The sequence below is a fragment of the Kocuria nitroreducens genome (assembly GCF_042879195.1).
Lineage (GTDB): Bacteria > Actinomycetota > Actinomycetes > Actinomycetales > Micrococcaceae > Kocuria > Kocuria nitroreducens.
On sequence record NZ_JBHZTC010000021.1, the window covers coordinates 1 to 16,467 of the forward strand.

Genomic DNA, 16,467 nt, shown 5'->3' on the forward strand with positions numbered 1-16,467 from the left:
GTGGGTCTGGACTCCCCCGGCTACGTCCAGCCGGAGCGCTCGATGAGCGCGATCGGAGGCTGAGCGGCGTGACCCAGCACAGGGACCCGACCGGAACAGCGGCCATGACGCACCAACCCGCCGGGAGCACCCCCGGGATCCCCGCCCCGGACACGGGCGCCGTGGTGCAGGTGCGGTTCTTCGCCGCCGCCCGGGCCGCGGCCGGCACCGAGGCCGAGACCGTGGCCCTCGACGGGCCCGTCCTCACCCGCCGGGAGGTGGAGGAGCTGCTGGCCCGGGCCCACCGGCAGCCGGCGCCCGGCCGGCCGCCGCTGGCGCAGGTGCTGGCCCGGGCCAGCTTCCTGCTCGACGGGGTGGCCTGCCCCGACCCCGACACCGAGGTCCCGGCCGGGGCGGTGCTCGACGTCCTGCCGCCCTTCTCCGGCGGATGAGCACCACGGGCCCGCACACCGTGGTGTTCCACGCCCTGGTCCTGGCCGGCGGGCGCTCCTCCCGGCTGGGCGGGCGGCCCAAGGCGGGCCTGCGGCGGGGCGGGCGCACCCTGCTGGAACTCACGGTGGACGCGGTCGGGGCGGCGGCGGGTGTCGTCGTCGTGGGTCCGGAGGACCTGGTCGTCCCCGAGGGGGTGCTGCGCACCCGCGAGGACCCGCCGTACGCCGGGCCCGCCGCGGGCATCGCCGCGGGGCTGGGTGCCCTGGCGGTCCTGGAGCCGGCGGAGTGGACCATGACCCTGGCCTGCGACATGCCCGGGGTGTCACAGGCCGTGCCCCTCCTGCTGGAGGCCGCGCGGACCGGTGACGGCGCCGCCGGCTACGTGTCGGTCCCGCCCGGGGGCCACCGCCAGCCCCTCGCCGCCCTCTACCGCAGCGACGTGCTGCGCCGGGCGTTCGCGGGGCAGGACGCCGCGGACCGGTCCGTGTTCTCCTTCGTGCGCGATCTTCCGCTCCGGGACGTCACCGTGCCCGAGGACGCCACCGCGGACGTCGATACGTGGGACGATGTGCACAGGCACCACCTGACCTGACCACGAGCGGGCGGCCCCACCGTCCGGGAGGAGCGGCGCATGCCCAAGGACCTGAGCCCGTCCGAGAACGAGATCCTGGAGCGGTGGGTCGAGGTCGTGCGCGGAGCCCTGGACGTGACCGACGCCGACCTCCCGCTGGACGCCGTGCTGGGCCTCACCGGCAGGATCGCCCACGGCACCGTGCGCCCGGCCGTCCCGCCCACCGCCTATCTGCTCGGCTACCACGTGGGCCGTGCCGTGGCCGCGGGCGAGGACGAGCACCGCGTCCTGGACCGTGCCCTGCAGACCGTCGGCGGACTCGTCCCCGCCGCCCGCCGAACCCCCGAGGAGAACTGATGTCCGGACTGCCCCTGCCCCACGACACCAACAGCCCCTACACGCACGCGCTGCCCGTCATCGAGGACGACAGCGGCACGCCCGAGAGCGCCCCCGAGGAGGTCGAGACCGTCCACGACGCCGAGTGGCACCAGGCCCGGCAGTTCTCCTACGAGATCGCCACCGCGCTGCCCAGCCACTGGCTGCCCCTGCAGGAGGCGCTCGGCGAGGTCCTGGCCGAGGACGTCACCGCCCCGATCCCGGTCCCCCACTACGCCTCCTCCGCCATGGACGGCTACGCCGTGGCCGGCCCCCAGCCGTGGACGGTGGTCTTCCCCGAGCCCGTGGAGACGGACCCCCGCAAGATGCTGACCATCCCGCCGAAGGAGCTCTACCGCCCGGTGCTCAACCTGGAGCCGGGCGAGGCCACCCGCATCGTCACCGGCGGACTCGTCCCCGCCGGGGCCCGGGCCGTGCTGCGCGACGAGTACGCGCGCCTGTCCGAGGAGGGCACCGTGCTCACGATCGCGGCCCACGCCCCCTCGGCCGAGGACATCCCCTACGGGCAGAACATCCGCCGCACCGGCGAGGAGGTCGCGGCCGGGGACATCATCCTGCACGCCGAGTGCCTGCTCAACCCCGCGCACATCGCCTTCGCCGCCGTCAGCGGCCACGACATGCTCCCGGTCCGCCGCCGTCCGCGCGTGACCATCCTGCTCACCGGCAGCGAGGTGGTCGAGGACGGGATCCCCGAGCCCGGCCAGGTCCGGGACGCCTTCGGCCCCCAGCTGCCCACGTTCGTGGAGATGCTGGGCGGGTCCGTGGACCAGCTCCGGCGCGTCGAAGACACCGCCAAGGCGATGCTCTCGGCCCTGACCGAGGCGCCCTCCGGCATGGGGTCGGTGCTCGACGCCCGCACCGAGGTGGTCGTCACCACCGGGGGGACCGGGCACTCCGACGCCGACCACGTCCGGTCGGCGCTCCAGGAGCTCGGGGCGGTCTTCCTGCTCGACGGCCTCGCCCAGCGCCCGGGCCACCCCACGTTCCTGGCGCGGCTGCCCGAGGACGGCCCCTTCGTGGTCGGCCTGCCCGGCAATCCGCTGGCCGCGATGACCAGCATCTTCACGGTGGCCCAGCCCCTGCTGGCCAGGCTGCACGGCGACCATCCCCCGGCCACGCGCACCCTGCCCGCGGCCGAGGAGCTGCCGGGCCAGAAGGTCACCGCCCTGGTGCCCGGCTACCTCCGGGACGGGACGGTCTCCCCCCGGGACCGGGTCGGCGCGAACATGCTGCGCGGGCTCGCGCACGCGGACGTCATCATCGTGGTCCCGCCGGGCGGCGTGGCCGCCGGGCAGGACGTCGAGGTGGTCCCCCTGCCCTGGCGCTGACGCGCCGCGGGACGCCGAGGGCCCGGACACCCGCACTGCGGTGTCCGGGCCCCGCCCGTGCCGGGACCGGTTCCGGCCCGCTCCCGGCAGAGGCAGGGCCCGAGCTCAGGCCGTCGTGAAGAGGACCAGCGCGCCCAGCACGAACACCGTGGAGGCGGCGAGCGCGCACGCGAACTCCACGACGATCCCCAGGCCCGCTGCCTTGAGACCCGCCCAGCTGGAGTCCAGCGCCGCCCGGAGGTCCCGCTGGCGGGCGGTCTCGCTCAGCAGCAGGCCCCCGAAGAACCCCACGAAGATCCCGACCACGGGGATCACGAACAGCCCCACCACGGCGCCTGCCGCGGCGTAGAGGAGAGAGCGGTTGGGGATCTGCCGGCGCTTGAGCCGGGTCCCGGTGAGCACCACGCTCGCGGCCATCCCGGCGATCGCCAGCGCGGAGCCGACGACCAGCACGGTCCAGCCCTCCACGGCCTGGACCGTGAACGCCCAGACGGCCAGGCCGACCACGATGAGGATCGAGCCCGGCAGCACCGGCACGATGACGCCGAGGCACCCGACGACGAGCAGGGCGGCGGTGATGAGGGTCGCGATGATCTCGGCAGTCACGCCCTCATCGTAGGCTCTGGGTCGCACTGTCCCCCCAAGAGGCCGCAGACCGGGCCGGGTGGGTCCTCCTAGCCTGGAACAAATGGCCACCATCGTCCTGGACCCCGCGCGCCCCGGCACCGGGGAACTCGCCCCGCGCGGTTCCCCGTGGTTCCTGCTGGCCTCCGTGGTGCTGCTCCTGATCGGCACCGGGGGGCTCTTCCACGCCAACACCTCCGGGTGCTGCGGGGCGTCCCTCGGCGACGAGCCGAGCCGCACCGCCCCCGTCCCGGAGCCGTGGGGCGACGACGTCCTGGCCGCCGCCGAGCTCTCCGGGCTCCCGCCCGAGATCGTGGCCGCCCAGCTGGACGTCGAGAGCCGGTGGGACCCGCGGGCCGTCAGCCACGCCGGGGCGCAGGGCCTCGCCCAGTTCATGCCGGACACGTGGAAGCGCTACGGCCGGGGCGACCCCTTCGACCCGCGGGCCGCCATCCACGCCCAGGGCGTCTACCTCAAGGACCTGCGCCGCATGGTGCGAGGACTGGCGCCCGCCTCGGCCCAGGAGGAGATCGACCTGGTGCTCGCCGCCTACAACGCCGGGCCCACGGCGGTCCTGCGGCACGGCGGGATCCCCCCGTTCGCGGAGACCCGCGGCTACGTGGCGCAGATCCGCGAGCTCGCAGCCACGGAGTACGCCGGGCTCGGGGCCTGAGCCCCCGTCAGCCGGCGGGCCGCCGGCTCCTCGCGAGGCCCCGCAGCGCCCTGCGGGCCGCGTGGTACCCGGCCATGCCGTGCACCCCGCCGCCCGGTGGTGTCGACGACGAGCACAGCCAGACCCCCGGCACGCCGGTCGCGTAGGGATCGGCCTGCACGGCCGGCCGGAACACCTGCTGCAGCCCGTCCAGGGAGCCGCCGCCGATGTCCCCGCCCACGAGGTTCGCGTTCCACGCCTCCAGCCCGGCCGGCGAGGTGTCCACGCGCTCGCGGATCCGGTCGCGGACCCCGGGGGCGAAGCGCTCGAGCTGCTGGAGCACCCGCTCCCCCGCCCGGGGGTCGTCGCACCCGTGGGGGACGTGGGCGTAGGCCCACAGCACCTGCCGGCCCGCGGGCGCCCGGGACGGGTCGGCGGCCCCCTGCTGGGCCACGAGCACGAAGGGGCGCTCCGGCAGCCGGCCCGCCCGGGCCTGCTGCTCCGCGGCGGCGATCTCGGCGAGCGTCCCGCCCACGTGCACGGTCCCGGCCTCCGCCACCCGCGGGTCCCGCCACGGCACGGGGCCGTCCAGCAGCAGGTCCACCTTGTAGGAGGCCGTGCCGTAGCGCCACCGGGCGAGCGCCCGCCGGTACCGGTCCGGCAGCTCGAGGCCGCGCAGGCCCAGCACCTGACGGGGCGTGAGGTCCAGGAGGACGACGTCGGCCGGCCGGACCTGGGCGAGGTCCGTCACCGGGGAGTGGACGAGCACCCGCCCGCCGTGCTCCTCGAGGTCGGCCACCAGGGCGTCGACGACGGCCTGGGACCCGCCGCGCGCGACCGGCCACCCCGTGGCGTGGGCGGCGGCGCCGAACAGGGTCCCGAAGGCGGAGGTCAGCGCGTGCCGCGGGGGCAGCACCGCGTGGGCGGCGGACCCTGCGAAGAGCCCCCGGGCCTGCTCGGTGCGGAACAGCGCCCGGGCCGTGGCCGCGGCGGGCCACGGCGCGCGCAGACCGAAGGACGCCAGGGCCCGCGGGTGCTCCGGCACGCGCACGAGCGGGCCGAGCACCGACTCGACCGTCTCCTCCCAGCGCTCCACCACACCGCGGTGCAGCAGGGACCACGCCCGGCCGTCCGTGCCCAGCCCCGCCGCCGTGCGCTCGAGCGAGCGGTGCAGCAGGCCCGGCGGGCCGTCGTCGAGCGGGTGCGCGGCGACGACCGGCGGGTGCAGCCACTCCAGGCCGTGCCGGTGCAGGCCCAGCTGCGCGAACAGCGGGCTGGCCACGCCGAAGGGGTGGACGGCGGAGCCGAGGTCGACCACCGTGCCGGGGCCGAGTGCGGCCGAGGAGCGGGCCGCGCCCCCGGCCGCGCCCGCCGCCTCGTGGACCGTGACGTCGAGCCCGGCGCGGGCCAGCACCACGGCCGCGGCGAGCCCGTTGGGTCCCGAGCCGACGACCGCGGCCGTTCCCTGCACGGTCCGTCCTAGCCGACCAGGGCGCTGCGCATGGTCCGCAGCGCCACGGACAGGGACGCGAGCTCGGTGGAGGCCTCGCCCGCGTCCTCGGCCTCGATCTCCCCCAGCACCTCGCGCAGCCGGCTCAGGCGGGACTCGTTGCTGGACTCCCAGGACTCCACCTTCTCCCGCGCGTCCCGCCCGGGCGCCTCGAGCGCCTGGTCTGCGAGGGCCACCAGGGTCGCGTAGACGTCCTCCCGCATGGACATCCGCGCGAGGTTCTCCCAGCGCGTGGTCTGCGGCAGGCCGGTGATGCGGTTGAGCAGGCTCTCGATGCGGTAGCGGTCGTAGAGCCGGAAGTAGACCTTGGCGATGGTCTTGATCTGCTCCTCGTCCAGACTGCCGTCCTCGGCGATCGCCTCGCCGGAGGCGTGGGCGAGGCGCGCGACGTCGAGCAGCGCGAACGCGTCCAGCAGTTGCGACCACTCCGTGGCCAGCGGTCCGGGGACGCCCTGCCGCTCGGCGGCCTCCGCCCGCGAGTCGACCCGCTGCCGGGAGTCCTCCCCGAGCAGCCGGTCCTCGAGGAACCGGATGTCCACGGTGGGCTTGTAGCGGTCGATGACCTCGGCGACCGGATTGGCCGTCTCCTCCCGGTTGATGAGCCAGCGCACCACGCGGTCCAGCAGGCGGCGCATGTCCAGGAACATCCGGTCCCACATCTCGGTCGGCAGGTCCGCGGGCAGCTCCCGGTGCTGGTGGGCGTAGCGGTCGATCTCGTAGATCTGCACGGCCGCCACGAAGGCCCGGGCCACTTCCACGGGCCCGCACCCGGTCTCCTCCATCACGCGGTAGACGAAGGGGATGCCGCCGTAGTTGACCATCTGGTTGGCCACGACCGTGCAGATGATCTCGGCGCGCAGGGGGTGGGTGCCGACGAGCTCGCCGAAGCGCTGGGTGATCTGCTCCGGGAAGTAGGCCTCCAGGACCTCCTCGAACCACGGGTCCTCGGCGAGAGCGCCCTCGACCAGGGCCTCCGAGAGCTGGATCTTGGAGTAGGCCGCCAGCACGGACAGCTCCGGGGACGTGAGCCCGTGGCCCGTGCGGACCCGCTCGCGCAGCTGCTCGTCGGAGGGCAGGAACTCGATCTCCCGGTCGAGGTCGGCCTCCTCCTCGAGCCAGTGCATGAACCGGATGTAGGCCTCGTTGAGGGCCCGCACGCGCGCCCGCTCCGTGGTCAGCAGCACGTTCTGCGCCACGTTCGTCTCGAGCACGAGCCCGGCGACCTCGTCGGTCATGGCCTCGATGAAGCCGGCGCGCTCCTCCGCGGAGAGCTTCCCGGCCACGACCATGCGGTCCACGAGGATCTTGATGTTGACCTCCCGGTCGGAGGACTCCACGCCACCGGAGTTGTCGATCGCGTCCGTGTTGATCAGCACCCCGTTCAGCGCGGCCTCCACGCGGCCGAGCTGGGTGCAGCCCAGGTTGCCGCCCTCGCCGACGACCTTGGCCCGCAGGTCCTGGCCGTCGACGCGGATCGCGTCGTTGGCCTTGTCCCCCACGTCCGTGGAGGTCTCCTGCGCCGACTTCACGTACGTGCCGATCCCGCCGTTGTACAGCAGGTCGGCGGGCGCCGTCAGGATCGCCCGCATCAGCTCGATCGGGGAGAGCTCCTCGACGCCGTCGTCGAGGTCCAGGGCTTCGCGGACCTCCGGGGAGATCGGCACGGACTTCGCGGTGCGCGAGTACACGCCGCCGCCGGCCGAGATCTTCTCCGGGTCGTAGTCCTGCCACGAGGACCGGGGGCGGCCGAACAGCCGCTCGCGCTCGGCGTAGGAGACGGCCGGGTCCGGGTCCGGGTCGAGGAAGATGTCACGGTGGTCGAACGCGGCCAGCAGCCGGATGTGCTCGGACAGCAGCATGCCGTTGCCGAACACGTCGCCCGACATGTCCCCCACGCCCACCACCGTGAAGTCCTCCGTCTGGGTGTCGACGCCCACCGCGAAGAAGTGCCGCTTCACCGACTCCCACGCGCCCCGGGCGGTGATGCCCATGGCCTTGTGGTCGTAGCCCACCGAGCCGCCCGAGGCAAAGGCGTCCCCGAGCCAGAACCCGTACTCCTCGGAGATCGAGTTGGCGGTGTCCGAGAAGGACGCCGTCCCCTTGTCCGCGGCCACCACCAGGTAGGAGTCCTGGCCGTCGCGGCGCACCACCTTCTCCGGGTGCACGACGACGTCCTGGCCGGACTCGTTCCGGACGAGGTTGTCGGTGACGTCCAGCAGGGAGGCGATGAACAGCTTGTACGCCTCCCGGCCCTCCGCCACCCACGCGTCGCGGTCCACGGCCGGGTCGGGCAGCTGCTTGGGGTAGAACCCGCCCTTCGCCCCGTTGGGCACGATCACCGAGTTCTTCACCATCTGCGCCTTCACCAGGCCCAGGACCTCGGTGCGGAAGTCCTCGCGTCGGTCCGACCAGCGCAGGCCGCCGCGGGCCACGGGTCCGAAGCGCAGGTGCGTGCCCTCGACCCGCGGGGACCACACCCAGACCTCGAACATGGGGTGCGGCAGCGGGGCCGTGCTGATCCGCCGGGGGTCCAGCTTGAACGCCATGGTGGGGCGGTGCCGGTACACGTTGGTGCGCAGGGTCGCGGCCATGATCTCGGCCAGCGCGCGCAGCAGCTTGTCGGCGTCCAGGGTGGGCACCTCGTCCAGGGCCGCGGTCAGCCGGTCCTGCGCGGCGTCGCGCTGGGAGCCGCGCACGGCGTCGTCGAGCGCCGGGTCGAAGCTCACGTCGAAGAACTCGACCAGCGCCCGGGTGGCCTGCGGGAAGCCCAGGAGCGTGTCCGCGATGTACTCGAACGAGTTGGGGTGCCCCAGCTGCAGGAGGTACCGGACGTAGGAGCGCAGCACGGCCACGGTCCGCCACGTCATGCGCTCCGTCAGCACCAGCCGGTTCAGGGAGTCCGACTCGGAGCTGTGGGCCAGCACCGCGCACAGGGTGTCCTCGATGAGGTCCTCGGTCTTGGCGTCCTCCGGGCCGGTCGCGTCCACGCCCTCCGGCAGCCGCACCCCGAAGTCGTAGAGCTGGAAGTGGCGGCCGTCGGCGGGGGTGACCTCGTACGGCTTCTGGTCCAGGACCGTCAGGCCGAGGTTCTGCAGCATCGGCAGCAGCTCGGTGAGGGACATGGAACGGGTGAGGTAGATGTTCAGCCGCACGCCCCCGGGGTCGTCGACGACGCGCACCTCCGCGGGCAGGTCCGGGTCCCGCCCCCACAGCTCCTCGCAGCGCTGGAGGTCCTCGACCGCCTCCTCGATCTCGTAGTCCGCCCGGTAGGAGTCCGGGAACGCCTCCGCCCAGTTCTCGGCGTAGCTCCGTGCCAGCTCCTCGGGGAAGTCCCGGTGGATCGTACGCGCCAGCGCCTCGCCCCAGGACCGCACCGCGGCCCGCAGCCGCGACTCGAGGCCCGTGCGGTCGAAGGACTGCACCTGGCCCGTGTACGGCAGCCGGATCCGGAAGAACAACCGGGCCAGCGTGGACGAGGAGAGCCGGGCGTCGAAGTCGATGGACTCGGCGTCGAAGGTGCGCCTCAGCTCGGCCTCGATCCGCCCGCGCACCGACGTGTTGTACCGGTCGCGGGGGAGGAAGAGAACGGCGGACATGAACCGCCCGAAGTGGTCCTGGCGCAGGAACAGGCGGGTCTGCCGCCGCTCGTCCAGGCCCATGACGCCGCGCATGATGTCGTAGAGCTCGTCCGCGGTCATGTGGAACAGCTCGTCGCGCGGGTAGTCCTCGATGTTGCCCATGAGGTCCCGGGCCGAGTGCGAGTCCTCGAGGAAACCGAACCGCTCGGCGACCTCGGCCAGCTTGTCCTTGAGCAGCGGCGTCTCGCGGGCCGGCGTGTTGTAGGCGCGGCGGGTGAAGAGCCCCAGCACGAGGTACTCGCCCACGATCCGGCCCTCGTCGTCGTACTTCGCCACGCCGATGTAGTCGAGGTACTCCCGGCGGTGGATCGACGAACGGCGGTTGGCCTTCGTGATGAACAGCGTGCCGGCCTCGCGCGCGTGCTCCCGGCCCAGCCCGGTCAGGACCTGCCGGTGCGGCTTGCGGTCGTGCTCCTCGAGCAGGCCCAGACCGGTCCCGGGGCGGCTGACCAGCGAGAGGCCTTCGCCGGAGTCCTCGAGGTCGTACTCCTTGAACCCCATGAGGATGAAGTTGCCCCGGACGAGCCAGCGCAGGAACTCCTGGGACGGTCCGATCAGCGGCGGGGGCCCGCCTTGGGGCAGGTCCAGCTGCCGCAGCCGGTCGAGCTCGTCCGCGAGCCGTCCGACGCGCTCCTTGAGGTCCACCTGGTCGTCGTCGACCCGCTGGACGTCCCGGAGCAGGTTCGAGAGCCGGTCCACGAGCTCCTGTGCGGTCTCGTCCGAGATCTGCCGGGCGAGCTCCACGGAGATCCAGGACTCCACGACGTGGGTGGTGCCGCCGTCCGAGCGGAGGCCGGCCAGGCTGGGCAGCGCAGTGGTGTCGCCGCTGGAGGTGGCCGAGAAGTCCGGCACCTGCTGGAGCTCGCGCAGCTCATGGGTGTCCGCGTCCCGGGCGGCGACCAGCACGGGGTGGATGAGCAGGCGGGCACCGCCCCACTTGGCGGCGATCTCGGAGGACACGGTGCTCACCAGGTAGGGGACGTCCTCGGTCACCACGAAGACCACGGAGGTCGAGTCCTCCTGGCGCACGCCCACGGCGATCTCCCGCGGCGCGCGGACGCGGCCCACCTCGTGGTGGTGGTCGGCCCGCTCGCGCAACTGCCCCTCGGTGCGCGCGAGCAGGTCCTCCTGCGGTACGTGGCGGTAGTACTCGTTGATCCACGCCCGGTCCCCGGACCACTCGGGGGCCCGGGGGATCACCCGGAGCGCCTCGGTCCGGTCCTCGTCGGGGATCGTGTACTGGTCAGAGGCCACAGCCGCATCACGCCTTCGTCGCCGTGGGCGGCCGGGAGCGCGTGCTGTGCGCCACCGTTGCCGCCGCAGGGGGTGGACGGCACCTCGTGGGACCGTCCCTGGTGACCTCAGCTTATTGAACGAAGCCGGGGCTGTCAGGGTGCGGTGGACTCCGACACGTCATCTCGCAGGCGCGCGGCGCCGAGGGCCTCCGTCCGCACAGGGACCACCTCGCAGTTGCGGATCCTCGGATGGGCCTCCCCGTTGAGCTCGGAGACCGTCAGGCGGATGAGCGAGCCGTGCGCCACGACCAGCACGCTGCGCCCGGGGTGGTCGTCGCGGATCCGGCGCAGAGCTGCCAGACCGCGACGGGCGACCGCCTCCGCCGGCTCCCCCGCGGAGAGGACCTGCTCCCGTGCCGGCCCCTCCAGCCCGGCCAGGCGCGAGCCCTCGTGCGGACCGAAGCTGCGCTCCACCAGCTCGCCGTAGGTCCCCGAGAGCTCGAGGCCCAGGGTCTCGCCGATGATCCGGGCGGTCTCCACGGCCCGGTCCAGCGGCGAGGAGACCAGCACGTCCCAGCCGAGGGCCTCGGCATGCAGGTGCCGGGCGACGGCCCGGGCCTGCTCCCGCCCGGCGTCGTTGAGGGGGACGTCCGTGGCGCCCTGGAGCCTCTCCTCGAGGTTCCAGTCGGTCTGGCCGTGGCGGATGAGCACGATGCGTCCGGGGGTGTTCACGTCCCCCACTCTGGGCGACGCCCCGCCCGGGGGCAAGCGGGGCGGACAGAACTCCGGCCCGCGCGGGCCGGAACCCCGTCCCGCCGCACGACCGCTCCTGCTGGACCGGGCGCTGCCGGCCGCGGGTCGGTCGCGCCGGGACGGGCGGCCGATCGGACCGTCCTCCCCCCGGGGGCGTCGACGTCGTCGAGGCCCGGTGCGTCGTCGTCGGCCGGGGTGGTCGTGGCAGCCTCCACCGCGAGAACGTGCGCCCACCGTGGCGCCCCGGGCGGGATCTCGGAAGCATGCGGGCGAGGACACGGACGGCCCGCGGCCCGAGGTCCTGGACGAACCGGGGCATTGCGGGTTGAGTGGCACGCATGACCACCTTCACGTTCAGCTCCCGCGTGCCCCACTCCGTCGAGGACGTCTTCGCCTGGCACGCCCGCCCGGGGGCGCTCACCCGGCTGACGCCCGCGTGGACGGGCTCCGTGGTGGAGGAGTCCTCGCCCCCGCTGCGGGACGGGACGCGGTCCCGGCTCCGGGTCGCCGTGCCGGGCTCCTGCGGGCTGGCCTCGGTGCCCTGGACCGCGGAGCACCACGGCTTCGTCCCGGGCCGGGAGTTCCGGGACCGGATGGTCAAGGGACCGCTCGCCTCCTGGGAGCACCAGCACCGGTTCGAGGACGACGGGCACGACGGCACCGTGGTCACCGACACGGTGGAGTACGCCGCGCTGCCGGGCAGCAGGGCGTTCGGGGACCGGCTGATGAGCCCGGCGCTGGGCCGCCAGTTCGAGGCCCGCTCCCGGCGGCTGGCCGCCGACCTCGACCTCCACAGCCGCTATCCCGGCCGGCCCCTGACCGTCGCCGTCACGGGGGCCTCGGGCACCATCGGCGTGCAGCTGGCCGCGCTGCTGGGCACGGGCGGCCACACGGTCCGGCGCCTGGTGCGCCGCGAGGCGCGCACCCCTCTGGAGATCTCGTGGGACCCGGCGGCCGGAAAGCTGGACCCCGCCGCGCTGCGGGGCGTGGACGTCGTGGTGAACCTGGCAGGGCGCACCATCGGCGGGCGGCTCACGGACTCGGCGAAGGAGCAGATCCACGACTCGCGGGTGCTCGGGACCCGGCTGCTCGTCCGGGCGCTCACCGCGCTCGGCGACGAGGCCCCCTCCGCGCTGATCAACGGCTCGGCGATCGGGTACTACGGGGCGGACACGCACGGGGAGACCGTCACGGAGAAGTCCCCGCCGGGCGACGACTTCCTCGCCGGGGTCTGCACGGCGTGGGAGCGGGCCGCCCAGGAGGCCGAGGCCATCGGCACCCGCGTGGTGACGGTCCGCACCGGGGTGGTGCAGAGCCCCGCCGGCGGCGCCCTCAAGGCCCAGCTGCCCCTGTTCCTCGCGGGGCTGGGCGGACGGCTCGGCTCCGGGGACCAGTGGCTGAGCTGGATCTCGCTGGACGACGCGGTGGGCCTGTTCGCCCACGCGGTGCTCTCCCCCGGCCTGCACGGGCCCGTCAACGCCGTGGCCCCGATGCCGGTGACGGGCCGCGACTACGCCCGGACCCTCGGCAAGGTCCTCGGCCGGCCGGCCCTGCTGCCCACCCCGGGGTTCGGGCCGAAGCTCGTGCTCGGGTCGGAGGGCGCCGAGCTGATGGCGCTCGCGGACCAGCGGGTCTCGGCGGACCGGGCCATCGACCGCGGCTACCGGTTCCGCCACCCCGACCTCGGCTCGGCGCTGCGGGAGGAGCTCGGCCGCTTCTGACCCACCCGGCCCCGTCGACCGCCCGGCCCGCCCCGCCCCAACGGCCGACGTCACCACTTCTGGCCGAGCTCACCGCGGGTCGGCGGCGGTCTCGGCAGAAGTGGTGACGTCGCGCCAGTGCGGCGGTGGTCAGAGGCGGCCGGAGACCGGGAACCGCTCCCACGCGCGGTGACTCTTCATGAGCGTGACCACCTGTTCGACCACGGAGGCGGCGTCCTTGCCGGAGACCACCCCGGGCGCGCCCTCGGGCAGGCCCGCCGCGGCGAGCACCTGGCCCTTGGCGCCCCAGGTGCCGATGGCCTTGGCCTGGCGGAACACCTCGCCGAGCAGCAGGTGCACGCGCGGGTCCACGCCGCCGGAGGTGACGGCTCCGGCCTTCGCGTCGAGGCCCTGCCGGGCGTCCGGGGCCGGCGGGACGGCACCGGCCACGAGCACCGAGTCGAACTCGACCGAGCGCGCCGTGAGGTAGGTCCGGTGGGCCACGACCTTCCCGCCGCGCCCGACCGGACCGCCGTGCGGGGCGATGACCAGCGGGACCATCCCGGCGTCGTCGATCGCGGAGACCACGGCCACGAGGTCCTTCTCCTCCGGGTCCGGGCCCACCACGATGCCCACCTGGCGGCCGTCGAGGGGCCACTGCCCGCCGATCTGGGACAGGGCCGGGCTGGGCTGGATCCGCCCGTGCTTGACGGTCGGCTTCGGCGCCGGCAGGCCCAGTCCCTGGGCGACCACGGCGCACAGCTTCTCGTCGATGTTGGCGAGAGCCTGCAGCTGGCGCTCCTTGACCGACTGCTCCCAGCACTTGCCGAGCTCGAAGGTGTACGCCTGCGCGATGTGCTCCTTCTCCACGTCGCTCATCGACAGCCAGAACAGGCGGGTCTGGCTGTAGTGGTCCTCGAAGGTCACGGGGTTCCCGCGCTCCTTGACCGACTCCGCGACCGGGGCCGGGTGGTCGATGAAGGGCCGGGCCGGCTCGTCGGCGGGGAAGGGGTTGTTCCCGTCCAGCGAGTTCGGGTGGTACGGGGCGACCCCGGTGTGCACGGCCGTCTGGTGCATCCCGTCCCGGAGCATGTCGTTGACCGGGGCGTGGGGACGGTTGATCGGCAGCTGGGTCCAGTTGGGCCCGCCCAGCCGGCTGAGCTGGGTGTCCAGGTAGGAGAACAGCCGGCCCTGCAGCAGCGGGTCGTTGGTGACGTCGATGCCGCGGACCAGGTTGTTGGGGTTGAAGGCGACCTGCTCGGTCTCGGCGAAGAAGTTCGACGGGTTGCGGTCGAGCGTCATCAGCCCGACCGGCTCGACGGGCGCGAGCTCCTCCGGGACGATCTTCGTGGGGTCGAGCAGGTCGATGCCCTCGAACATCTGCTCCTCGTTGTCCTCGAAGACCTGCACCCCGAGCTCCCACTCGGGGTGGGCGCCGGCCTCGATGGCGTCCGCCAGGTCCCGGCGGTGCACGTCGGGGTCCATGCCCATCGCGATCTGCGCCTCCTCCCAGAGCACCGAGTGCACCCCGAGCTTCGGCTTCCAGTGGAACTTCACGAGCACGCTGCGGCCGGCGTCGTCGACGAGCCGGAACGTGTGGACGCCGAAGCCCTCCATCGTGCGGTAGGACCGGGGGATGCCGCGGTCCGACATGTTCCAGATCGTGTGGTGCTGCGCCTCGGTGTGCAGGGAGACGAAGTCCCAGAAGGTGTCGTGGGCGGACTGCGCCTGCGGGATCTCCCGGTCCGGGTGGGGCTTGCCTGCGTGGATGACGTCCGGGAACTTGATGGCGTCCTGGATGAAGAACACGGGGATGTTGTTGCCCACGAGGTCCCAGGTGCCCTCGGAGGTGTAGAACTTCGTGGCGAAGCCGCGGGTGTCCCGGGCGAGGTCGGCGGACCCGCGCGAGCCGAGGACGGTGGAGAAGCGCACGAAGACCGGGGTCTCGACGTCCTTCTGGAACACGGCGGCGGAGGAGATCCTGCTCGCGGTGCCGTAGGAGCGGAACACGCCGTGGGCACCCGCGCCGCGGGCGTGCACCACGCGCTCCGGGATCCGCTCGTGGTCGAAGTGGCTGATCTTCTCCCGGAAGTGGTGGTCCTGCAGGAGCACGGGCCCGCGCCGGCCCGCCTTCAGGGAGTGGTCGGTGTCGCCGCGCCGGGAGCCGTGGGCGGTGGTCAGGTGCTCCCCGCCCTGGGCGTTCAGGGCCGGGTCGATCCCGGTGTCCTGGCCCGTGGGGCTCACGGGCTCGGGCGTGCCCTGGTCCGGCTTGGGCGGCAGCGGCGGGCGGGCCGTGGTGGGCTCCGCGAGCGGGGCGGCCTCGCTGCCGGGGACCCCGGGAGCCAGGGGCGCCTGCTCCTCGGTCCTCTGCCTCATCATCCTGTTCAGCCTCTTGCGCACGGTGGACCTCCCGGTCGTCGAAATGTGGTCGACACCGGCCGGCCCCGGTCCGCACGGACCGGAACGACCAGCTCACTGGTCATTACTGCACTCCCGTGCGGCGAGGCACAAGCCCTCGGCCGGGCCTCCGCCCTGGGTGAACAGGCGGCGGCGGGCCGGGGGACGGCCCGCGGCGGCGCGACGGACCCCCTCGACCCGGGGGCCGAGGGGGTCCGTCGCGAGGGACTCAGTCCTCCTCGACGTCGATGCGCTCCCGGCGCACGGTCTCCTCGACCACCTCGGTGCGCTCCGTGCGGCGCACGACCAGGCGCACCCGCTCGTAGGGCACGCGCACCGTCTGCACCACGGGCACGTCCCGGTAGAGGATGACCTCGTCCTCCCCCACCGGCAGTTCCCGGCCGGCGAGGAACGCTTCACGCTCCTCCTCGGTGACGGGGGTGCGGACCTCCTCGACGTCCTCGGACGCCAGGGTCTGCTCCGCGCGCACCGGCTCCTCCACCACGTACTTGCGCAGCCGCGTCCGTCCGTACTCGACCCGCTCCGTCCCGACGTGCAAGCGCTCCTCGTGCCGGACCACGGAGGGGCTGTCTCCCGGGTGCCCGCCGGGCACGGTCCCGGCGCCCCCGAGGTCGGCGGTCCCGTGCCCGGCGTCGTGGCGGCCTGCACCGCCCTCCGCCGTGGCCGTGCCCGTGGCGCCCTGGGCAGTGGTCACCTGATCGGTGCCGTTCCAGCCGGTCGCTTCCTGGTCGAAGGCCTGACCGCCGGCGCCGGACAGCCCGTCACGCCGGTCGTCACGCGTCTCGCCGCCGACGCTCTCGCGGCCGTGACCGGCCGTGGCGTCCGACCCGGTCAGCGACTCGCCGGTCTCGCGCACGCCCGAGCCGCCGTCGCGGCCGGAGTCGTCGCCGTGACGCACGGCGTCGTCGTCCCCGGCGTCGATGTTGTAGGCGGGGGCCCCGCCGCGCGGGTCGCGCGTGTCGGTGGCGCCCGAGGTCGCCGAGCCGCCGACGTCGCCGTTCTCCCGCCCGTAGGCGTTGTGGTCCCAGAGCTCGGTCGCCGAGCTGGGCGGGTGGCGCTCCACCCCGGTGTCGTCCGCATCCAGCCCGCCGGCGCGCCCGGCGGTGGGCTCCTCGTGGGCGGATTCCTGGTCGTACGGACGGTCGTCGGAGGTGGACATCGTGGACTCTCCTCGGGGTTGCAGTCGACACGCACATTTTATCAGCGTGCT

Annotated in this window: 12 protein-coding genes; 6 read left to right on the plus strand and 6 right to left on the minus strand. The window is 74.0% G+C overall.

Features of this window, described 5'->3' with window-relative positions:
* Positions 1-104 precede the first annotated feature (104 nt).
* The 4 genes from ACFYE1_RS14035 to ACFYE1_RS14050 are packed head-to-tail and all read left to right on the plus strand — an operon-like array spanning position 105 to position 2,727.
* Positions 105-431 carry a MoaD/ThiS family protein gene (locus ACFYE1_RS14035; RefSeq protein ID WP_387743989.1) on the plus strand — a complete coding sequence of 109 codons (327 nt, stop codon included), beginning with the start codon at positions 105-107 and terminating at the stop codon, positions 429-431.
* Positions 428-1,024, plus strand: a complete 597-nt coding sequence (mobA, locus tag ACFYE1_RS14040; protein WP_387743991.1) for a molybdenum cofactor guanylyltransferase — start codon at positions 428-430, stop codon at positions 1,022-1,024. The genes ACFYE1_RS14035 and mobA overlap by 4 nt, the downstream gene beginning before the upstream one ends.
* Before the next feature lie 39 nt (positions 1,025-1,063).
* Positions 1,064-1,360, plus strand: coding sequence for a DUF6457 domain-containing protein (locus ACFYE1_RS14045; RefSeq protein WP_387743994.1), 297 nt, complete (start codon positions 1,064-1,066; stop codon positions 1,358-1,360).
* A complete protein-coding gene (locus ACFYE1_RS14050; RefSeq protein ID WP_387743996.1) occupies positions 1,360-2,727 on the plus strand; it encodes a molybdopterin molybdotransferase MoeA in 1,368 nt (455 codons plus the stop codon). Before ACFYE1_RS14045 ends, ACFYE1_RS14050 begins: the two co-directional genes overlap by 1 nt.
* Before the next feature lie 105 nt (positions 2,728-2,832).
* Here ACFYE1_RS14050 and ACFYE1_RS14055 read toward each other — a convergent pair whose 3' ends face one another.
* Entirely contained in the window at positions 2,833-3,333 is a 501-nt protein-coding gene (locus ACFYE1_RS14055; RefSeq protein ID WP_387743999.1) for a DUF456 domain-containing protein, read from the minus strand.
* Positions 3,334-3,415: 82 nt separating this feature from the next.
* Here ACFYE1_RS14055 and ACFYE1_RS14060 point away from each other — a divergent pair, with 82 nt between their 5' ends.
* Positions 3,416-4,024, plus strand: a complete 609-nt coding sequence (locus ACFYE1_RS14060) for a transglycosylase SLT domain-containing protein (RefSeq protein ID WP_387744001.1) — start codon at positions 3,416-3,418, stop codon at positions 4,022-4,024.
* Positions 4,025-4,031: 7 nt separating this feature from the next.
* On the opposite strand, the gene ACFYE1_RS14065 is transcribed toward ACFYE1_RS14060, so the two are convergent.
* The 3 genes from ACFYE1_RS14065 to ACFYE1_RS14075 all read right to left on the minus strand — a co-directional run bounded on the left by ACFYE1_RS14065 (position 4,032) and on the right by ACFYE1_RS14075 (position 11,118).
* Positions 4,032-5,474, minus strand: coding sequence for a phytoene desaturase family protein (locus tag ACFYE1_RS14065; RefSeq protein WP_387744004.1), 1,443 nt, complete (start codon positions 5,472-5,474; stop codon positions 4,032-4,034).
* A gap of 8 nt (positions 5,475-5,482) precedes the next feature.
* Positions 5,483-10,405 carry an NAD-glutamate dehydrogenase gene (locus ACFYE1_RS14070; RefSeq protein ID WP_387744006.1) on the minus strand — a complete coding sequence of 1,641 codons (4,923 nt, stop codon included), beginning with the start codon at positions 10,403-10,405 and terminating at the stop codon, positions 5,483-5,485.
* 134 nt (positions 10,406-10,539) lie between these two features.
* Positions 10,540-11,118 (minus strand): histidine phosphatase family protein, encoded by a 579-nt coding sequence (locus ACFYE1_RS14075; protein WP_387744008.1) that lies wholly within the window; start codon positions 11,116-11,118, stop codon positions 10,540-10,542.
* A gap of 359 nt (positions 11,119-11,477) precedes the next feature.
* Here ACFYE1_RS14075 and ACFYE1_RS14080 point away from each other — a divergent pair, with 359 nt between their 5' ends.
* Complete coding sequence (locus ACFYE1_RS14080; protein ID WP_387744011.1) at positions 11,478-12,860, plus strand: TIGR01777 family oxidoreductase; 1,383 nt, start codon at positions 11,478-11,480, stop codon at positions 12,858-12,860.
* Positions 12,861-12,989: 129 nt separating this feature from the next.
* Here the strand turns inward: ACFYE1_RS14080 and ACFYE1_RS14085 are convergent, their stop codons facing one another.
* Positions 12,990-15,218: a catalase gene (locus tag ACFYE1_RS14085; protein WP_387744014.1), complete on the minus strand. Its 2,229-nt coding sequence runs from the start codon at positions 15,216-15,218 to the stop codon at positions 12,990-12,992.
* A gap of 247 nt (positions 15,219-15,465) precedes the next feature.
* Positions 15,466-16,416 carry a YsnF/AvaK domain-containing protein gene (locus ACFYE1_RS14090; RefSeq protein WP_387744016.1) on the minus strand — a complete coding sequence of 317 codons (951 nt, stop codon included), beginning with the start codon at positions 16,414-16,416 and terminating at the stop codon, positions 15,466-15,468.
* Positions 16,417-16,467 lie beyond the last annotated feature (51 nt).

Bases quoted from the DNA above. Each gene is read 5' to 3' on its own strand.
- ACFYE1_RS14060 (WP_387744001.1), top strand. From the start codon at position 3,416: ATGGCCACCATCGTCCTGGACCCCGCGCGCCCCGGCACCGGGGAACTC.
- mobA (WP_387743991.1), top strand. From the start codon at position 428: ATGAGCACCACGGGCCCGCACACCGTGGTGTTCCACGCCCTGGTCCTG.
- ACFYE1_RS14080 (WP_387744011.1), top strand. From the start codon at position 11,478: ATGACCACCTTCACGTTCAGCTCCCGCGTGCCCCACTCCGTCGAGGAC.
- ACFYE1_RS14050 (WP_387743996.1), top strand. From the start codon at position 1,360: ATGTCCGGACTGCCCCTGCCCCACGACACCAACAGCCCCTACACGCAC.
- ACFYE1_RS14045 (WP_387743994.1), top strand. From the start codon at position 1,064: ATGCCCAAGGACCTGAGCCCGTCCGAGAACGAGATCCTGGAGCGGTGG.
- ACFYE1_RS14085 (WP_387744014.1), bottom strand. From the start codon at position 15,218: ATGATGAGGCAGAGGACCGAGGAGCAGGCGCCCCTGGCTCCCGGGGTC.
- ACFYE1_RS14035 (WP_387743989.1), top strand. From the start codon at position 105: ATGACGCACCAACCCGCCGGGAGCACCCCCGGGATCCCCGCCCCGGAC.
- ACFYE1_RS14090 (WP_387744016.1), bottom strand. From the start codon at position 16,416: ATGTCCACCTCCGACGACCGTCCGTACGACCAGGAATCCGCCCACGAG.